This window comes from aff. Roholtiella sp. LEGE 12411, from assembly GCF_015206995.1.
Classification (GTDB): Bacteria; Cyanobacteriota; Cyanobacteriia; order Cyanobacteriales; family Nostocaceae; genus Komarekiella.
The window spans coordinates 1-19,000 of sequence record NZ_JADEXR010000115.1; the positions used below are offsets into that span (position 1 = coordinate 1).

The 19,000-nt window shown below is 39.0% G+C and carries 17 protein-coding genes; 8 read left to right on the forward strand and 9 right to left on the reverse strand.

What is annotated here, in order from left to right; genetic code table 11:
- The first annotated feature begins 1,438 nt into the window (after window positions 1–1,438).
- Window positions 1,439–2,104, forward strand: a complete 666-nt coding sequence (locus tag IQ246_RS21260) for a hypothetical protein (RefSeq protein WP_194005324.1) — start codon at window positions 1,439–1,441, stop codon at window positions 2,102–2,104.
- Between the two features lie 109 nt (window positions 2,105–2,213).
- Window positions 2,214–3,548, forward strand: coding sequence for a hypothetical protein (locus IQ246_RS21265; RefSeq protein WP_244142110.1), 1,335 nt, complete (start codon window positions 2,214–2,216; stop codon window positions 3,546–3,548).
- 422 nt (window positions 3,549–3,970) lie between these two features.
- Here the strand turns inward: IQ246_RS21265 and IQ246_RS21270 are convergent, their stop codons facing one another.
- Window positions 3,971–6,466, reverse strand: a complete 2,496-nt coding sequence (locus IQ246_RS21270) for an ATP-binding protein (protein WP_194005325.1) — start codon at window positions 6,464–6,466, stop codon at window positions 3,971–3,973.
- A 298-nt stretch (window positions 6,467–6,764) separates the two neighbouring features.
- Complete coding sequence (locus IQ246_RS21275; RefSeq protein ID WP_194005326.1) at window positions 6,765–7,142, reverse strand: hypothetical protein; 378 nt, start codon at window positions 7,140–7,142, stop codon at window positions 6,765–6,767.
- Between the two features lie 379 nt (window positions 7,143–7,521).
- Here IQ246_RS21275 and IQ246_RS21280 point away from each other — a divergent pair, with 379 nt between their 5' ends.
- The gene (locus IQ246_RS21280; RefSeq protein ID WP_194005327.1) at window positions 7,522–7,782 is read left to right on the forward strand and encodes a hypothetical protein; all 261 of its coding nucleotides are present in this window, start codon (window positions 7,522–7,524) and stop codon (window positions 7,780–7,782) included.
- 384 nt (window positions 7,783–8,166) lie between these two features.
- Here IQ246_RS21280 and IQ246_RS21285 read toward each other — a convergent pair whose 3' ends face one another.
- Window positions 8,167–8,946, reverse strand: coding sequence for an ion transporter (locus IQ246_RS21285; RefSeq protein ID WP_194005328.1), 780 nt, complete (start codon window positions 8,944–8,946; stop codon window positions 8,167–8,169).
- Between the two features lie 88 nt (window positions 8,947–9,034).
- Between IQ246_RS21285 and IQ246_RS21290 the strand changes: the two genes are divergently transcribed.
- The gene (locus tag IQ246_RS21290; protein WP_194005329.1) at window positions 9,035–9,460 is read left to right on the forward strand and encodes a nucleoside deaminase; all 426 of its coding nucleotides are present in this window, start codon (window positions 9,035–9,037) and stop codon (window positions 9,458–9,460) included.
- A gap of 108 nt (window positions 9,461–9,568) precedes the next feature.
- Here IQ246_RS21290 and IQ246_RS21295 read toward each other — a convergent pair whose 3' ends face one another.
- The gene (locus IQ246_RS21295; protein ID WP_194005330.1) at window positions 9,569–10,231 is read right to left on the reverse strand and encodes a response regulator transcription factor; all 663 of its coding nucleotides are present in this window, start codon (window positions 10,229–10,231) and stop codon (window positions 9,569–9,571) included.
- A complete protein-coding gene (locus IQ246_RS21300; protein ID WP_194005331.1) occupies window positions 10,228–11,496 on the reverse strand; it encodes a sensor histidine kinase in 1,269 nt (422 codons plus the stop codon). The genes IQ246_RS21295 and IQ246_RS21300 overlap by 4 nt, the downstream gene beginning before the upstream one ends.
- Before the next feature lie 392 nt (window positions 11,497–11,888).
- Here IQ246_RS21300 and IQ246_RS21305 point away from each other — a divergent pair, with 392 nt between their 5' ends.
- The 3 genes from IQ246_RS21305 (at window position 11,889) to IQ246_RS21315 (ending at window position 13,526) form a co-directional block, all read left to right on the forward strand.
- Entirely contained in the window at window positions 11,889–12,350 is a 462-nt protein-coding gene (locus IQ246_RS21305) for a Spy/CpxP family protein refolding chaperone (RefSeq protein ID WP_194005332.1), read from the forward strand.
- 318 nt (window positions 12,351–12,668) lie between these two features.
- Window positions 12,669–12,917 carry a regulatory protein SipA gene (gene sipA / locus IQ246_RS21310; protein ID WP_194005333.1) on the forward strand — a complete coding sequence of 83 codons (249 nt, stop codon included), beginning with the start codon at window positions 12,669–12,671 and terminating at the stop codon, window positions 12,915–12,917.
- Window positions 12,918–12,968: 51 nt separating this feature from the next.
- Complete coding sequence (locus IQ246_RS21315; protein WP_194005334.1) at window positions 12,969–13,526, forward strand: peroxiredoxin; 558 nt, start codon at window positions 12,969–12,971, stop codon at window positions 13,524–13,526.
- Window positions 13,527–13,742: 216 nt separating this feature from the next.
- On the opposite strand, the gene argC is transcribed toward IQ246_RS21315, so the two are convergent.
- From argC to IQ246_RS21330, 3 genes are all read right to left on the reverse strand, one after another.
- Complete coding sequence (gene argC / locus IQ246_RS21320) at window positions 13,743–14,711, reverse strand: N-acetyl-gamma-glutamyl-phosphate reductase (RefSeq protein WP_194005339.1); 969 nt, start codon at window positions 14,709–14,711, stop codon at window positions 13,743–13,745.
- Between the two features lie 49 nt (window positions 14,712–14,760).
- On the reverse strand, window positions 14,761–15,675 hold the full coding sequence (locus tag IQ246_RS21325) for a DUF1338 domain-containing protein (protein WP_194005335.1): 915 nt from the start codon (window positions 15,673–15,675) through the stop codon (window positions 14,761–14,763).
- 77 nt (window positions 15,676–15,752) lie between these two features.
- The gene (locus IQ246_RS21330; RefSeq protein ID WP_194005336.1) at window positions 15,753–17,075 is read right to left on the reverse strand and encodes an acetyl ornithine aminotransferase family protein; all 1,323 of its coding nucleotides are present in this window, start codon (window positions 17,073–17,075) and stop codon (window positions 15,753–15,755) included.
- 373 nt (window positions 17,076–17,448) lie between these two features.
- Here IQ246_RS21330 and IQ246_RS21335 point away from each other — a divergent pair, with 373 nt between their 5' ends.
- Window positions 17,449–18,804, forward strand: a complete 1,356-nt coding sequence (locus IQ246_RS21335; RefSeq protein WP_194005337.1) for a hypothetical protein — start codon at window positions 17,449–17,451, stop codon at window positions 18,802–18,804.
- Here the strand turns inward: IQ246_RS21335 and IQ246_RS29960 are convergent.
- Window positions 18,763–19,000, reverse strand: a 238-nt coding sequence (locus IQ246_RS29960) for a hypothetical protein (protein WP_208492240.1), incomplete at its 5' end; no start/stop codon positions are given. The genes IQ246_RS21335 and IQ246_RS29960 overlap by 42 nt on opposite strands.

Genomic DNA, 19,000 nt, shown 5'->3' on the forward strand with positions numbered 1-19,000 from the left:
CCCCATTCCCCATGCCCCATCTCTACCAGTTAGTTCACGAATCAAATCGGATTACTATATATACCCTGGCTTGAACCAAGGTGTTATGCACAACTAAGTTCTTGTCGTAGGCATCGTTTTTACATGAATTTAGAACTTTTCAGGATATCAAGCTTTATTTGTAAAGTTAAAGTAAAGATATCATGTAGAAAAAATAAATAAATTGCTTATACAATGCGTAATACCAACATGCTATTTTTTGTTAAACTTTATACGTTTTATCAATATATAAATGTATTTTTTTATTTCAAATTTCATGAAATGCTCTTCACACAACAATTACAGCATTAGTATACTAAGTATCAGCAACTAATGATTAAGTTGCTTTTAAGCATTATTACTCAGTTTATGGACGAATATTTTACGTTTAAAATTCCCAGTAATGCGTAAATAAATTAACTTTATTTGTTAGTTATTTTTAGCAAGTTGATTTATATTTTTGTGTGGCAGGTGTTGACGATTCACAGTGTTCAACTTTTATAACTGTCCATACAATTGTTTCGTGCTTCTACCTAATGGTAGAATCATTCCACCAAGTTAAAGATGTCTTTTATACATCAAATCGCAAACGTGCTGAAAGGGTTAGTTAGGTGTGCCATCTCCAAAAAACAAAAAATTATTCAACCTACTCAGGGAAATCAACAAGAGCGCCAACTCACAACGCAGAGAGTCTTGGCATTATTGGTGTTCCTGGTTCCAAATATGGTTATATAACAATCTACGAATTAGGGAACAAAGCCCTTATTTAGAAATAATTACAGCCAATAAGGAAAAGCAGAAATACTTGTTTCAAATGTCAGAGAACTAGGCAAGGATAAATAATAGAATTTTGGCAGAATGTTATGCTGCTTTTGATATGTGTGCCAAATATCAGAAAGCTAAATTTTGGCTGTCAAAAATCCTTTGTTTCCTGCGTTGTTTTTTAGATGCTTTGTAAAGGTTTTTTAGTTTTGACAAGCTCATCATAGTTATTTGATCTAAGCCTAGAGATTAAATAGGCACATCACCCGATCGCAAACAAAAGGTGTCTCACCTAGGAACTTATGGAGCATTAGCCCATACTACTTTGGTACTGTCAAAACGAGGCTAAGCATAGCATGGACGTTACATCGCTTGACTACATAAGGCTCAATGTAAATTCTTGGCTGGTGCAGCTAAATAGTACGTATAACAACGCATAAAACTGAATAAACAGAGTGTCATTTATGTCATAAAATCTAAATGTTTCAGCACAAATAAGCCTCAGTAATTGAAGAGTCAATAATCAAAAACTCTTTATGTTATCAACTTTCAGCCGTAGGATAAAGACTTGAGCATATTATTCAGGATTCCTATATCAACATTTAGATTTAGTAAAACTCGGTTATTGACAACATTAGTAAGAGTAAAAGGAAAAAAGATGAATATCATTGTTCGCTTATTTAGAGTATTAGTTCTCCAAGTACCTTTGTTGGCTACTACGTTTTCTTTTGCGGCGATATCTTCTTTGCTAGACGCTACGCAAATGGTAGGCTCTGCTAACGCGCAGCAAACTCCTATTGCTCCTCAACAGAGAACAACTCAAAGGATTTGCTCTGTAGATCCAGTTGAGGATTTATTACCTCCACCAACAAGCAAGCCAAGTAATTCTTTGCTTTCCTACCTTGCTGAGCAAGGCTTTACACAAAACCAAGAAGGTTCTTGGGTCTGTTATGCGAACGATCCTAAAAAGGAAGGGCGTTACTTTACTCTCTTTAAAGTCCAAGAGATTAACGGAAGGCTTATAGGAAGCTCTTTTTTAGATGAGGGTAGTCTGATTGAGGGACAAAGCAATCGTAGCTTAGACTTCTTTATGATGCTGATCGAGCGTCACATGAATGCAAGCCAAGAGAACCGTCAGGGTATACGTAGGTATCTGCAAGCCTTCATTTCATTGGTAGAGCAAGGAAAGATAAAACCCACGCGTCGCGGGTTTCTTTTCGATCAACCAAACCGGGGATTGGTCTTATACCACACGCTCTCATCAGGAAGTCTTAAAGGTACTGCAATCACGGTTAATATCTATTTGCCTAAGAATAAAACCTAACCAGTTAATATCAACTTCCTGCTGCTTTCAAGAAAGACATTAAAACTAAATCAAAAACCAAATCATGATGCCTAAACAAGCTTCCTCTATCGTTCGCTGGAGATCGATATTGTCACAATTAACCTTCCAAAAAATGGCTATGTCGAAGGCGGTTCGCTTTGCGACCATCGCTTTCTCATCTGTTGCAGTAGGAATATCTGTATGCGAGTCTGCGTCTGCACAGCTTAATGTTGGGCGCTATGGTATCCAACGAGGGCTAGAGTCAGAGTATCTCCAATACCAAATCAAGAACCCAAATCTGAGCCAGATGAGAGTTATTCCGGCATGTAATGTGGGATTTGGTCTGAGCTGCAACAAAACTGGCTCGGTAATCCAGCAATTACTTGAGTTAAATGGCGGCCCTAGTTATCAAGACTTGCTCATGCGAGCGGCTGGCGGGCCACAAAACTTTCAGAATTTTGCTGGCTTTTATAATAACAATCCGAATGTCTCTCAAGCGCCGTTTGCCTCATTCTGGAGAAAAGATTCTCCTGCAATTATGGACGGATACCAATATGTAATGGGGCAAAATTTTGGACGTGCTCCAGTGGAAGGCCTCGGACTTGTAACCAAGAATTTCTATTGGACGCCATATTCACCAGCAGGTGACTCACTCAGCCTCCGTAATGGATTGCTGAACTTGAAATTATCTTACGGACGCCTGCTTTATGAGGAAGCCTCAAAAATTTCCGATCTGGAGCAGAAGATTCAGTCTATGAATCTACCGCCAGATATGACCAAGTTTTATTTAAATAACCTTTCTAGGGGGTTAGATGCGCTGGGTTCTGGAGATAAAAACCAACTCCAAACAAGGATTTTTGAATTACTCTCTTTTCCATACTCCGAAGATGGTGGAGAGCTCGGACGCCCAAATAATGGAATTCCGCAAGAGTTGAGTCAGCTTTCCGGCGAAGATATTCCAGGACAGACTCTGCTGGGCGCTAATCCATTAGGATTAGAAGGAGAAGCGATCGGTCTTGATATTGCCACACCCGGCTCTTTGGGAGATGTTTTAGTAGCCGGTAGTTCTGAATCTTTTCCAGCCTGGCCTCTACTCTTAGGTGTCCCTTTACTTTTTCTTATATTGTCTGGCGGTGGAGATGGCTCATCAAATCAGCCATCAGTTCCAGTAGCGGATATACCTCCATCTATCCCTGTAACAGATATATCTGTCGTACCTCCATCTCCTCCTATCCCGAACCCATCCGAATGCGTTCCTGCTCCCAGTGGTAATGGTTCCGGTAATAACCAAATCATTGAAGTTCCTTGTAACCCCGTTATTCCGCCAACTCAACCGGAAATAAAGAAGGTGATAGAACCATCAATGATCAAAGCTTTTGTATTGCTAATTGTTATGCTCAGCATACTTCGTTATAAACAGCGAAATATGAAGATAAACGTTTAAGTTAAATCACCCTTTCAGTTTTTTTTATAGCGGGTTTCATAAGAATAAGCCACAGTAGGGTGGGCATTGTGATGCCTACCCTGCAAGCTGCAAATGATAAAGGCTAGAAGCTTGCCAAAAAAAGGTAATCTTAAGATTTGATTTTTAGGTTGGTGTAGGATTTTCAAATACTTATGCCAGAAGAGTTTCAGTTTTTTGAGGGACTTCAATCCTACACTTTTAGTCTGGGTGCGTTATCAACCCTTTTATTGTCGAATGTATAGCCTACAAGGATTAGAGACATTAGAAGCATAATTTTGCTGAAGTCAATTGGAAGCATAAGCAAGCCATTCCGGCAATATTATCCTTCCACCGACAGGTTTCACTCTCCTGTGCGACTTCGGGTCGCACGCACGGATGCTCATTTCACCCCAAATATGATTTTATCGAGATGGCTTAACTCCTAACGTTTCTTGTTCACGCAGCCAATCCCTGTCATAAGTTTCTAGTAATTTTGTTAATAGCCGGAAAAACTCTTTATTTGTTCCATCTATGGAACGTCGAGTCCAAAATCCTCCAGATGTATTTGCTGCATACCAATCAATATTTTCTACAGCAGACAAATAATCGGACAGCCATCTAAACTTTTCTTGGATATATCCATCAGGAAGAGTCTTATTTTCAAGATGCTTGAGATATTCACGTTTAATTGCTTCAAAAGTCTCATAATTATCTTGAAACATGAGTGTATTTACTTCTCTCCGATATAACCGCTCTTTATATTCCTTTTCGGCTGATTGATAAAATTTTATGAAAGTATTAAATTCTTCAGGAGTGGCAAATAAAATTCGATAACTTCTATAAGAAGCTCTCGCGGTATTCCTGATTTTTTTATCATAAAAAGATTGCGTTTGTTGCCTGAAAATTTCATTATTTTCTGCATAAATTATATTTTCTTGCAGCCATTTAACAAATTCTGGATTGTAATATCCAAATTCATATTCAGACTGAAAAGTAAGATTATAACCTTTGCGGAAAATAGGCAAGCCAGAAACAATCTTCAATTTTTCATAGTCGATGAAGGGCTTGATATCACAGTAGAGGCTACGCAGTCCTACGTTTAGGTAAGTTCCACATTGCTGATACTTTTCTGGTTCTGTCATATCTGATCTGTTAAGACCAAGCCAAGCAGAACGGATAATTTCTTCCCGTTGACCTCGCTCAGCTGACTGAGCACTCTTTAACTGAGAAACAGCAAAAATAGCTAATACTGTCATGATTAAGCCTGCTGTAATCGCGCCAAATGTAATCTGACGGAACCGCTTGATTTCTCGTTTCCGACTCTCTTCTTTTTCTCGCTCCAACCGATCACGTTGTTCTATACTGACGTTAATGAATTCTTCTTCCTGTTGGCTTAAACCACCAAGATTTTTAAACAGATTTTCATTTCTAAACTCTACAAACTGAGATAATCTAGAACCTTTCAAAAGTTCATCCTGACTTTTAAACTCATCCTCTAAACGAATTTTTTGCCAGCGTTTTGTCTCACCAGCTAACCAATTTTTGAGGATAATTGCTTCCTTTTCCTGCTCCAGCCATTTTTTTAAGACATTCCAAGACGAGAGCAAAATTTCATGGGCAATTTCTACGGTAGCAGATTGTTTTAGTTGCTTGATGTCATTAACTCGCAGTTCTTCTAGAGTCAAATATTGACTATTACTAACCAGCAATTTTTCATCAATGAACTTGGTGAGAGTATTTTCTACTAACTCACCGATAAATTCATCTCGATAAGCTCGTCTACTAACTGCTCTACTGCCTGAATCGGTGTCAACAATATTCACCAGTTTCAAAAATATTTGCTTAGTAGTTATCTGCTCGTCTTGGTTCAGATTGCTGTATATTTCGTTCACTCGCTTTTGTAGCGACCCTCTTACGCCTTCTAACGCTGTATAACTGTTCTTGTTTAAGGTACGGTCTTCGATATGAGGACGACCATCAGTACCCAGAGTTTTACATTCACTTTCCCAAAGCAAATTTAAGGTGTACTGTAATAAGGGAAGATAACCTTTTTGTCCTTCTACTTCTTTGATAATTTGTTCAACCAACCCTTCTTCAAACAAGACCCCATGCTTGGCTGCTGGCTGCTCGATGGCCTGTCGTAGTTCATCTGAATACATCTCAGTCACCAGATGAATATTATTTTGATTGGCAATAAAGCCTAGATCGGGATAGGAACTGAATTGCTCCAGAAAGTCAGACCGCATTGCCAGTACAATCTTGACAGTACTATTCCCAGACTTCGCAACTTGGACAAGACCAGCAATAAAGTTTTTGCGTTTGTCTGGCTCGTCACAAATAGTAAATAATTCCTCAAATTGATCGACAAAAATTAGCCAACGTTCCCCATCCTTCTTTAAGGTGTTAATCACTTGAGTTAGCGTATCTGCTTTTGCTTCTAAGGCAATCTCAGATCCCGATTTACTAAAGCTATAGTCCTTTTCCTCACTAAGTAAACACCGATATAGGGAATCAAAGGGATCTTGATTAGGTGTAAAGATGAAGTCATAAAAAATTTGAGACTCCAGAGATTTTTTCAACTCAGGAATTAACCCCGCACGCACCACAGAAGACTTGCCACTTCCAGAAGCACCTAACACTAAGCTCAGGCTGCTTTGATTCACAGCCTTTAACAATCTGGCAATAAACTTATCTCTGCCAAAAAAGCGATCTCTGTCTTTGAAGTTAAATCTTTTGAGTCCTTGATAAGGTGAATTTTTATTTAGTTTTCGTTGCGTGACCACCTCAAGCGAAGACTGAATGATCTGAGTCTCGATCATGTTCTGAACTGGCGCGAAGGTCAAGTCACGACCAACATTGGTATCTTTAATAAAGTTATCTTGCTCTTGAGATTGGTTCTTTGAATTTGGCTGGCTCATAGTAATCGTATCTCCTATGCTTTAGCGATTAGAGAAGTAACTTATTCCGTCGGTTCAGTTAAAACCAACACCTCCTCTAAACCTTGTTTAACTAGTCGAGTTCTACCCAATCGTTAAAGAATATTTGAAAAGTCATTCATGATGTATCGAAGACTTTTATATCACCCTAAATCCCCTTTAAAAAGGGAGAATTAGAATCTAATTCTCCCTTTTTAAGGGAAGTTAAAGGAAACCAATAAGTGTCTAAAATCACAGCAAACCACTTTCCAAACAACCTTTTAGTTAGATTCCGGTTTCCTTAACTCTTTTTGCCTTCTTGAACTGGCTTAAATTCAAAGTTTCCACCAACCTTTACGCCGCTTACGGTGTTGGTTTGAGTTTGATTGATTATTTCCTGCCCTTCAGGTTGTTCTTTGATCTTGTCGAGTAAATTTTGAGCTAACTGAAGCAGGCTAGGATCATTATTAACCTTAGCGACTTCAACTTCTTCTTGTACTATGGCTTTGCGAGCTTCAGAGTCAGGCTTTTTTTCTAACTTATCGACGGCATCAACAAGCTCACTTTCAGAGCCAAATTTCTTTTTCAAAGCGGCTTTAAGTGCGTTATAGCTATCTTTAATGGCTTCCTTGCTTAAATTGGCCAGAGCAGCCACAATAGCCGTAGTTATAATATCCATAGTTTCTCTTGAGCTTAACCTGATTAATGTTAATATCAGCAGATTACTATGGATATTCATTTTCAAATTAGCATATTTCGGAAATTTTAATAAGTTTAAATTATTCCAAGAAATAAAAATATCAGATACAAGTTTGATGAACTAACAAGGGTGAAAAGCCAATTCTACGGTAATGAACTAGAAAAGCTTCAACATCATTTTTGGACGTTGATACGGCTCTTTTGTGGTAACCAAAGTAAGAAAATCTGTCTTGAGCTTTCTTATAGCGGTTTTCACTTGAGTGAGAGACAATCAAATGTACTATACAGATAAGAAAAGTAAAATTTGTAAGCAATGAAAGCATACTCCATAGATTTGCGACGGAAAATTACGGAAACCTATGAACAGGAATCTATATCTCAACGGAAATTGGCAGAGCGATTCCGAGTTGCCCCAAGTTTTATATATAAACTATTCATCATTGGTTTACTCATTGTTGCTACTGTCAGTAGATCACAAACTTTCAGAAACTCACGCAATAATGAGGGTTTTAGCCCGAAGTGAATTTTGGGGAAGCAGCCTTGGTTTCAGCGCGATCGCCAAAGTTTTCGGTCTACTGAATGTCTCACTGAATACTTATAACCAGTCTAAAGTTCTTTAGGTAACTCTTCACTTCAGTATATTAACTGTATAGTACATAAGTTCGTATCTCATTTAACTGCATACCGCTATAGTAAAGTTATAATTTAAAATTATATATTAAGTCTCCAAATATAAAATTATATTATTGATTTTTCTCCTAAACACCCTTGTTCTTTATTGCTGATTATTGAGAATACATTTGAGCAATTTTTCTATCCCAAATGTGTTTTTTCTAGATAAATGTAATTTTTTACTCTTTTTACCTAAATTTACTTCCGTAATAACCGATTGTGACAGTTAAGGGTGCGGAATGTGGGCTATAAGATAAATTGAATATCTTAATATTTGCAGCGTTTTCCTAGAACATTCGTTTTTTTTAAGTTTGCCTCACATAGCTCTTCAATCAATTAGGCAACTTAGTCCCACACCTTTTGCAAAAAACAGCATCTATATCGTGGAAAGCCAAACCGCAACTTGAACAAACTGTTTCTATCTGATTGGCAGTTTTCACTAATCGCTTAATTAAATCTCCCACTTGCCAAGGAATCAATGCAATCCCTGTCAAAATCATCAATACTGTTAGCAAACGACCTAGTTCCGAAATAGGAACAACATCACCAAATCCTACAGTTGTCATTGTGACAACCGAAAAATAAAATGCATCCAAAAATGTACCGTAATTTTGAGGATTAACTGGATGCTCTACTTGATAAATTAAGCCAGAGTAAATAAAAATAATTGCAAATAATGTAAATAATATTCGTGCAAAAATCACGCCATCTTCGGTGCTGATACTGGCGAATAAAAATTTTCTATTTATAAACCTGATTAACCGCAAAATCCGAAACCATCGCAGCAGACGAATAAAGCTGATATCTACTGCTCCGAGAAAAAATGGTAAAATTGCTATTAAGTCAATAATCGAATAAAAGCTAAAAATATATTTAATCTTATTTTCTGCACTCCACAGACGTAGTACATATTCCACCGCGAAAATTATGACGATCGCAGTATCAGCTACATCCAACTGAAAACGAAAAGAATCAGGAATATTATAAGTTTCTGCAACAAAAATTCCCGATGATAATAGAACAAAAGCAGCAAGTGTTAAGTTAATAACTTTACCTACTGGTGTTTCCAGATCTGTTAAATAAAATTCTGTTTGTTTTCTGCTCAATAACATATTTATCCACAACTAATTTGAAGGCATTGCATAAACTATATTGGCAATAGGATATTATTAACCAGGATGTTTCTCAACTACCGCTAATATGAACCAAGAAGATTTTATGCGTTTAGCACTGGTAGAAGCAAAAAAAGGCGATGCGCCTTACGGTGCAGTGATTGTTAAAGATAACGAAGTTGTTGCGGTAGCTCATAATACTGTAAGTAGAGATAGTGATCCATCGGCTCATGCGGAAATTAATGTCATTCGCAGTTTAACGACTCAACTCAAAAACCCTTCTTTAGAAGGTTATAGCATATATACAACTGGTGAACCTTGTCCAATGTGTGCAACTGCTTGTGTTTGGACAGGTGTCTCAGAAATTGTATATGGTGCTTCAATTCAAGATTTAATTTCAGTAAATCAGTCGCAAATTAATATATCTTGTGAAGAGGTGATCGCTAAGTCATTTAGAAATATCAAGGTAACAAAAGGAATTTTAAAAAATGAATGTTTGGAATTATTTAAATAATCTCTAGGAAGTTTATTTGAATTGTATTTGTGTTCGCTTAGCTATGAGTGATATATCAAAATTTTATCTATTAGCCAATTTTGATGTAAGATTAGAATCCTGAATTATTTAGTCTGGCTCATTCAAATAGGACAAAAATGTATTAGCGAAAATCGCAGCTTGAGTGCGATCGCGCAAATCTAGTCTGTTTAAAATATTCGTCACATGATTTTTCACTGTCCCCTCAGAAATGTAGAGTTCCTGAGCAATTTCTCGATTACTAGCACCTGTAGCAATTAACCGCAAAACCTCTTTTTCTCTGGGAGTAAGTTCAGCTAAACTAGGTGGAGCAAGCGGTGACTGGGGTGGTACAGTGTTGGAAAACTGAGTCAAGAGTTTTTTAACTATCCCTGGGCCTAGTTGAGTATATCCTTTGTGAACAGCGCGAATAGCAACAGCTAGTTCTTCTGAGGGTGTATCTTTTAGTAAATAACCCATTGCTCCATTTTGCAAAGCGGCTGTCACATATTCATCGTCGTCAAAAGTTGTCAGCACTAAAACTTTAATTTCAGCAAAACGTTTTTGAATTTCTCGTGTGGCTGCAACTCCATCCATAATTGGCATTCTGATGTCCATTAAGACTACATCTGGTTGTAATTTTGCAACTAAATTAATCGCCTGTTCGCCATTTTCTGCTTCTCCTACTAGTTCTAAATCTGATTCTAGTTCTAATAATGCTTTTAATCCTTGACGAATCAAATTTTGGTCATCTACAAGCAACACTTTGATCATGTTGTTAACCTTGGTAAGGGAATATTAACTGTAATTTTGCAACCATAACCAGGAGCACTGTTAATATTAAACTCACCTCCAAGTGCTAAAGTGCGATCGCGCATACTTTGAAGTCCATAACCAGTAGTATTTTGCTTTAAATCGAAACCTTTACCATTATCTTGAATTGTCAACCGTAAATATCCTTTTATTGTAGTTATTTCTAATTTAACTTCAGTGGCAACTGCATATCTAGAAATATTTGTCAAGGATTCTTGGATAATACGATAAATTGCAGTATTGATTTCAGCGGGTAGTGAATATTCGAGATTATTTCGACAAATTGGGAGAATGCCATTGGAACGGTGAAAATCTTCTGAAAGAATAGCGATCGCCCTTTCTAAAGATTGCTCTTGTAAAGGATTAGAACGCATAGTAGAAACAGATTGACGGACATCTTTTAAGGCTTTAGAACCTAATTCCTTTGCTGTTGTTAGAAATGTTTGAGCCTTAATTGGATTAGATTGCCACAATTTTAAAGCGGTTTCTAATTGCAGATTTAATGCAGTCAGAGAATGCCCTAACGAATCATGAATTTCACGAGCAATTCGGTTACGTTCTTCTAAAGTAGCTTGATTTTCAATTCGCATAGCATATTGACGGAGTTTTTCATTAGCAACAGCTAGCTTTTCTCGACTTTGCCGTTCAGATAATACTGCATTCATCATCAACAACACAAAAACTAAACTTGAGCCAAAGACCAATGACCAACTCAAGCTAAAAAACCGAAAGCGCTCTTGGGCTTGTGCTGATGCTTGAAAGCTAAATAACTGGTATTTAAGTTGTGTAGTAAGTAAAAATAAGGTAAATGATAGACTTGTAATGAATAAACGTCCAGGTAACTGAAAAATTAAGCAACTGCGAGTAACTAAGATGATGTAAAGAAAGGGAAAAAGACGGGCAAATCTCCCACCCAAAAGCCCAGTTATTAAAATTAATAAAATTTCACTAGCTGTGTAAATTACCTTAGTTATATTGTTCCTTTTGGGCAAGATTAACCCCATCAATGCGAAAACAATTAGACTAAAAATTGATAGTTCTGGGGATATACTACAAATTGATAATTCTGGAAATGCATCGCAGATTGATAGTTCTGGAGGTTTAGGACGAAAACGCGGTAACTGAGATGGTAAAAAGGCTGTCAATGCAGTTATTGCCAGCAGTATCCATTCCAAGTAAAGTAGAGATGGAAAAGGATGATTCTTAATTTTAATTAGATGAATCATAGAACTTAAAAGGTGATATTTGAGATTATTAATCTAGCTATTATTATTTATTGTTTTGGCACAGTTTAAACGCAGTAAGGCAAAAACATCTGTCTTTATTTATATGTTTACTGTAATTTAATTTATATATAGGATTCCTATTTGATTTTTGAAAAAACTGCATACACTTCTAACTCCCTTTTTTCTCATACCCCATTCCCTATTCTCCATTCCCTATCTCTACGAGTCAGTTCACTAATCAAATCGGATTACTATATAATTGCTAGTCACATTTACCAGAATTAGATCATGACTAAAGTCATGGGTGTAACCGTGACTTTCTCCTCATGTGTCCGGTGGAGATAAGTTTCTATGATGGTGACATCCAAGCAGAAAAAAACGCAAGATAAGAAATGAAACTCAAGACATTATCACTGATAGCTGGAGCGATCGCCCTAACTTTAACTTCAATTCCCTTTGCTGTTCAAGCAGAACCAACTTCCTCTTCACCTCTGCTAGTTGCACAAGTTCCTAAAAAAGGCCCTTGGCAAGAACTGGGACTAACAGATACACAAAAAAACCAAATCCAGGCAATTCGCCAGAATACTCGCGCCCAAATTGAAGGTATTCTTACTCCAGAACAAAAGGCAAAATTAGAAGCTACAAAACAAGAGCGTCAAGCAAGTCAAGGTCAACGTTCAAGAAATAAATTCGCTGACTTAAATCTGACTGAACAACAAAAAACCCAAATGCGACAAATCTGGGAATCGTCGAAACAACAGATGCAAGCAGTGCTGACTCCTGAACAGCAGGCTAAACTTAAGCAGTTACAGGAAAATAGGAGACAGCGCCGGGAACAACGCAATTTCCAATAATCCTGAATCTATCAAAAAATAATTAAAACTGGGATGGGCCACATTACCCATCTCATCCTAAGACCTTTCGATTATCACTGCCTCTTCAACCTCGATACTTGGCAATCAGAGTTACTTTAGCAATTACCCTTGACTGAGGTGCAAGCATCATTTTCCACCGTCAAGATGTAGGCTTCTTGCAGAAGATGGGGAGAGTGGAAGAAATTTTTGCTCTCTCCTTTCCCTCTTTCCAACACCAAAAGAGAAAATTGAGCAAACCCCTAGTAAAAGTTAGGGGTTATGAGTTATGAGTTAATCAAAACTCCTAATTCTTTCAAAATGTCCAAAGAATTTACTATCGGTAGTAAAGTCCGAGTTGTAGCACTACCGCCCTACGTCAAAACCGCAGATCCCATGCCCATGCTGCGCCCCCCCGATGTAATTCATCTTGGCGAAGAAGGGATAGTTCTTGACCGTCGTCCTGGTGGATATTGGGGTATCCGCTTTGCTAAGGGAGCTTTTCTGTTAGATAGCCAATACATCGAGAGCATAGATACCCCTACCGAATCTCACACGGATTTAGAATAGCAGGAACCAAGAATTGTAAACTTTTATCAAGTTGTAATTCTGGTTTGCACCATGATTTCCCGCCGCACTTTTTTAAGCACATTATTTGCCAGCTGTTTTGCTGTCATCAGTTGGTTGAATTTTACACCTGATGCTGATGCTCTAGGTGGCAAACTTCCTACAATTAATCAACCAGCGCCAGAGTTTACTTTGCCAACCAACACAGGCGATGGCAAAATTTCTCTCTCTGACTTGCGCGGTCAGTGGGTAGTGCTCTACTTTTATCCTAAAGATTTCACTTCTGGTTGCACTATAGAAGCTCGTCGTTTTCAGCAAGACTTGCCCAAATATCTCGAAAAAAAAGCTCAGATTATCGGCGTCAGTGCTGATGATATTGATTCACACGCCAAGTTTTGTGATTCCGAGGGATTGAAATTTCCGCTGTTGGCTGATACTGATGGCTCAGTTAGTAAAGCTTATGGTTCTTGGATTGGCTTTGTATCTATGCGCCACAGCTTTATCATCGATCCTCAAGGGATCTTGCGTGAGACTTTTGTCAAAGTCAACCCAACTATTCACAGCACAGAGGTACTGGCACAACTAGAGAAGTTACAATCTACCGAATCTTAGTAACACGCGGTAGGGTAAAGGGCAAGGGATAAAGGAAAATTACATCCTTTCCATCTCGTTCCCAGTCTCTGACTGGGGATGCCCATTGGGAGGGCTGCCGCCTCCTGACTGGCTGTAGAGCCACAATGAAGAGCACTTCCAGGTTCTACCTGGAAACGAGAATTTTGGCTGAAGTTGATACCAATGCAATGTACTATATTCCTAGTTTCTCCAACATCACAATCCCAACTCTTCTGGAAAGCCCAACATGATGTTGAGGTTTTGGATGGCGGCTCCCGATGCACCTTTGCCTAAGTTATCGAGGCGAGCAACTAATAGCACTTCTTGAGTCGTGTCATTGGCGAATACGAAAACCTGAACAATATTAGTGCCATTCATTGCTGTTGCATCTAAAAACATTCCATCTCGTAGAAGATTAGAATCTTGGAATGGAGCAACCTGGACGAATTTTTCACCTTGATAGTAGTCAGCGATCGCTTGATAAATCATCTCACCTGATGGTGGATTCTTCAAAGTCCACAGCGACAAAGGTACTTGTACCAGCATCCCTTGCTCAAAGTCGCCGACTGCGGGTACGAATAGCGGTGGTGATGCTAACCCAGAGTACTGATGCATCTCCTTGACGTGCTTATGTCCAAACTGCAAACCATAGATGCCATAAGGATAAAGCGATGTTGCTCCAGGTTGCTGCTCGTGGAAGGTATGGTATTTTTGGATGAGATTTTTGCCGCCACCAGAGTAACCAGATACGGCATTAATGGTGATTGAAAAGTCCTTAGGAAGGAGTCTCTGGGCGATTAACGGCAGGGCACAAGCTAAAAAGCCTGTGGGATAACAACCTGGATTACTGACGAACTGGGCGCTGGCGATTTTCTCTCGTTGTCCGGGATTTAGTTCAGGGAAGCCGTATACCCAGCCATTAGCTGTTCGATGGGCACTACTAGCATCGAGGATCTTAACCGTAGGATTGCTAACTAAATTAACAGCTTCGCGGGCGGCGTCATCAGGTAAGCAAAGAATCACAACATCAACAGCATTAATTAATTGCGATCGCTCAGCTGCATCTTTACGCTTAGATGCTTCAATACTAATTAACTCAATGTCATCCCGTTGGTTGAGGCGTGAGTGAATCTGTAAGCCTGTGGTTCCCGATTCCCCATCAATAAAAATCTTCGGTTTAGCAATCATGCGATCGGTATCCTTATCCGTGACTAGTATTTTGACACATCAATACTCAATTGGACTTAGACATACGAGTCATTTCAAATAATTGTTGGGCATTACTCCCTAAAAAAGCATCAAAAAGTACCTGCTTTCCTGGTTCTATTTCCACTGGATAGCGCTGAGCAATTTCGTAATAAGCATAAGTCCAGGGAATCTGAATTTTTGCACCACTAATATTATCTAGCACAGTTACCATCTCTGTTACTGCTTGAGTTGCTGTTTGACGCAAACCACAAGCTACATTTCCTTCTATCTCTGCTTTCATGGGTACACCCAGATTAGCCAAACCACGGGCTGTAGTATCTATATCTGGATATGCTGCTGTATTTTGGCGGTTGACGTAACCTGTGAAGTGGTTGACTGCGTAACCGTGCAGCAATACCCAAGCACCATATTGAGTAACCTGATTCACTTCCTCTACAAGAGAACGTTGAGGAGGTAGCCAAGGACGGGTGAAAACTTTCTGGAGTTGGGCAATACTTTCACAATTCCCCTCTGATTTTAAAACAGAGGTAATTTCGGGTTGGCTTGAAAATGATGATACTGTTTGAGAAATGAGTTGAGCAATATCAGCAGGCAATTCATCCACTATCAATTCGCTGATAAATAGCTTGGGTAGATCAAATTCCTCCTGTTGGGGATGACGATAATATCGAGCGTAAAGATGGGTTTGAGCAAAAGTATACTCCCCAGCCACCACGTAACCCAAAGCTTCGGCAAGTTGTCCAAGGTAATCAATTCCCAAGTTAACTTGACCCTGTGGGCTATCTACTAATAAGCGCAAAGACCGAAAAGCAATATGGTCATTGGCGACAGTCCCACCCGCAGCAGTAATCATTTGCTGGTATGTGCAAGCATGACTTACTCTGGCGCTGTATTCTTGCCAAAGTAATAAATATAGATGAAGGGCAATTTCAGGTTTCATAAGGCAGGATTTAGGAGTCAAGGGTCAAGGGTCAAGGGTCAAGCGTCAAGGGTTATTTTCTTCCACTCCCCCACTTCTTAGGAACCTAATATTTCGCTAATAATCTGAAGGGCTACCTGAATTTGGTTGCTGTCGATAACCAACGGCGGACAAAAACGAATTGCTGCTTTACCGCAACCTAACAACAATAAACCCCGTAAGAAAGCTTCTTGGATAATGCGATCGCGCAATTTATGATCAAGATTACCCTCTTCATCTAATAAATCCACTGCCACCATTAAACCCTTACCTCTTGGCAGGGATATTCTAGAAAATCTCCCATGCATCTGGGTAAGACCAGCTTGTAATAATTCTCCCATCTGGGAAGCGTTTGCCATCAAATTGCTTTCCAGTAGTCGCAAAGTGGCGATACCAGCGGCACAAGCTACGGGATTACCGCCGAATGTGGTAGCGTGAGAACCGGGAGGCCAAGTCATTAACTCAGGTCGAGCCAGAATCGCACCCAAAGGCAGACCACTGGCGATACCTTTAGCTGTAGTAATGATATCCGGCATTACGCCCCAATGCTCGATCGCAAATAGGCGACCAGTACGCCCCATCCCCGATTGCACTTCATCAACTACCATCAGAATGCCATAGCGATCGCATATCTCCCGAATTCGTTGCAAGAAGCCATCTTCTGGAACAATGTAACCTCCTTCTCCCTGAATCGGTTCGACAAAGATCGCCGCCACTTCTTGCGGTGGTAAAATGGTTGCAAATAGCTGTTTTTCTAAATAATCTAGACCAGTGTGAGTACCGTAGGGAATATGAGTTACCCCTGGAACTAAAGCTCCAAAATTGGCTCGCTGTACTGCTTTAGAACCAGTAAGAGACATTGCTCCATAGGTGCGTCCGTGGAATGCTCCCAAGAATGCCACAATTAGCGATCGCTTGGTGTAATATCGAGCTAGCTTGATAGCACCTTCATTGGACTCCGCGCCAGAATTGGTGAAAAATACCCTTGCTGGAAACGCAGTTTTATCACTCTGAGGATTGGGAAAGGGAGCGCGAACAGCCAACTGTTCTGCTAGTTCCACCATCGGCTCATAATAAAAATCTGTCCCCGACATGTGCACCAGACGCGCTGACTGTTCTTGAATTGCCCTAACGACTTCTGGGTGAGCATGTCCGGTAGCAGTGACGGCAATACCTGCGGTCATATCCAGAAACACATTACCATCCACATCTTCCACCATACAGCCTTCACCACGAGCCACCACTAGGGGATAATCGCGGGTGTAGGAAGGAGAAGTTACAGCGCGATCGCGTTCTACAATAGCTAAAGCACGAGGCCCAGGTAAGAAAGTAACCAAGCGCGGTACACGAGGTAAATTTAGACTAACAGGGATACTTAACATAGTTTTTTACATTTTTTTAAGATTATTTGTGATTAAAGTGCGAACTGCGATCGTTTACAGTATCATTTGATTCTATTTATGTAACATTTATGCATTGCTCGAAAAATCAAAATATACGTTAGTGATTTTGTGAAACTATAGTAATCCGATTTGATTCGTGAACTGACTTGTAGAGACAGCGAATGGAGGATAGGGAATGGGAAATGGGAAAAAACGGAGTTAGAGGTGTACGCAGTTCTTTCAAAAATCAAATAGGAATCCTATATATGAAGTAATGATGCTCTAATTGTATTCACAGTTAGTGGATCAGCAAATTCATATATTGTTATTGGTTACTACAATTATTATCTATCAGTAATTTATCTTTCAACTTATGAGTATTCAATTTTGCCCAAAACTTCGTCTCATCGTAAGTGTTACTGCCTTATCACTTATTAGTTTAGTTACTCTTAATTTATATACTCAGTCAAAAAATAAAAAACTCGTCCAACAACATCAGACTGCACAAAATTTATCCTTGACTCAACAGGAAAATTCTGTAAAACCTCAATCGCAGACTTCTCTGACTTCAAGTCAAACTGCTCGTTTATCCACAAATTTTCAAAATTATTTTATTTCTCAGCAAACATCTGATGATAGAATAAGTAAGCAGGACACATCTTCATCTGAGAAATATTCGGTATCAGCATCTACACCTTATCCAGTCATTGATGAATGGAAAAAATATAAATTTAGCGTTAATGGCAGCCAGATTTTAACTCAAATAAAACTGCCAACAACTAAAGTTAATTTCAATCAAACAGATTTATTAACTGTTCTCATCAATACTAGAAAATATTACCAAGACCACGCTTCGGCAGATCAAGATATTCTCCGTCCGGGGCTATTGAGTACTAAAGGAGTCACTGTACAAGATATTCTCAAGACCTTGGATTTTATGATTACTATTTTAAGGGAGGATATAGCCAATAAACGAACAACTCGTTTACAAAACCCTAGTTTTATTAATAGCAACTTTCGAGTTATCAAATGGTCTGCCTATAATCCCAAAGCTCGCAGTCAAAAGCAATTAAGAATTACAAAATACGCTGTCTTTACTCATACAGGTTCTCACAAAAAGACTTCTACTTACAACACAGCTATTTACAGCCTAAAACAAAACTCTAATAACAATAACTTTTATACTAAATATACAAAACAGGATGTTTTGTCAGGTATTTATGAACCAGGCGGAAAAGAATTTGGGAAAGTTGAGCCTCTAGCTTATTTGACCCGCACTGGACTAGAAGAAGCGCTAATGCAGGGAACTGTACTAGTTAATTTCACAGATGGATCTAAGACATTTTTCAATGTGGATAAAAACAATGGAATGTCTTATATTCGAGGACTAAAAGCAACATCCCAAAAGCGTTATTGGTATTTTAAAAATGTAGATGCTATTAAAGGCTACGGTTATAAGATAGATGCCAAAATTTCTATTAAACCGGGAGTAACTTTTGCGGGAGATGTTCTGAACATTGGTTTAGGTAGAGTAGTTATTATTGAACATACAAAAGGTGGACGTAAATACTTACAAATGGGAGTCATTGCAGATACAGGCGGAGCATTTTTGCCTAACCTTTATCAACTCGATTTCTTGGCAGGTATTTTTCAGAATCAAAAAGATTTTGGGCAACGTATCAGACAACTACCTGAATATGCTACCGCCTATTTTCTCGTGAAAAAGTGAATAAGTTTGAAAAACTCCACCCACAAAGGGGTGGAGTTTTTGGGCATAGGGAACTCGGTACCTCCTCTGGTGATAAGGGGGAATGGGGAACTTGTACTGAGCGTAGTCGAAAGGCGTAGCCAAAGTATAGGGCATAGGAAAGAAGCCAACAATGCCCGATACCCTATGCCCCATGCCCCATCTGTCGCATATACAC

Coding starts and splice junctions, on each gene's coding strand:
- IQ246_RS21260 (WP_194005324.1), top strand. CDS start 1,439: ATGAATATCATTGTTCGCTTATTTAGAGTATTAGTTCTCCAAGTACCT.
- IQ246_RS21270 (WP_194005325.1), bottom strand. CDS start 6,466: ATGAGCCAGCCAAATTCAAAGAACCAATCTCAAGAGCAAGATAACTTT.
- IQ246_RS21275 (WP_194005326.1), bottom strand. CDS start 7,142: ATGGATATTATAACTACGGCTATTGTGGCTGCTCTGGCCAATTTAAGC.
- IQ246_RS21280 (WP_194005327.1), top strand. CDS start 7,522: ATGAACAGGAATCTATATCTCAACGGAAATTGGCAGAGCGATTCCGAG.
- IQ246_RS21285 (WP_194005328.1), bottom strand. CDS start 8,946: ATGTTATTGAGCAGAAAACAAACAGAATTTTATTTAACAGATCTGGAA.
- IQ246_RS21290 (WP_194005329.1), top strand. CDS start 9,035: ATGAACCAAGAAGATTTTATGCGTTTAGCACTGGTAGAAGCAAAAAAA.
- IQ246_RS21295 (WP_194005330.1), bottom strand. CDS start 10,231: ATGATCAAAGTGTTGCTTGTAGATGACCAAAATTTGATTCGTCAAGGA.
- IQ246_RS21300 (WP_194005331.1), bottom strand. CDS start 11,496: ATGATTCATCTAATTAAAATTAAGAATCATCCTTTTCCATCTCTACTT.
- IQ246_RS21305 (WP_194005332.1), top strand. CDS start 11,889: ATGAAACTCAAGACATTATCACTGATAGCTGGAGCGATCGCCCTAACT.
- sipA (WP_194005333.1), top strand. CDS start 12,669: ATGTCCAAAGAATTTACTATCGGTAGTAAAGTCCGAGTTGTAGCACTA.
- IQ246_RS21315 (WP_194005334.1), top strand. CDS start 12,969: ATGATTTCCCGCCGCACTTTTTTAAGCACATTATTTGCCAGCTGTTTT.
- IQ246_RS21325 (WP_194005335.1), bottom strand. CDS start 15,675: ATGAAACCTGAAATTGCCCTTCATCTATATTTATTACTTTGGCAAGAA.
- IQ246_RS21330 (WP_194005336.1), bottom strand. CDS start 17,075: ATGTTAAGTATCCCTGTTAGTCTAAATTTACCTCGTGTACCGCGCTTG.
- IQ246_RS21335 (WP_194005337.1), top strand. CDS start 17,449: ATGAGTATTCAATTTTGCCCAAAACTTCGTCTCATCGTAAGTGTTACT.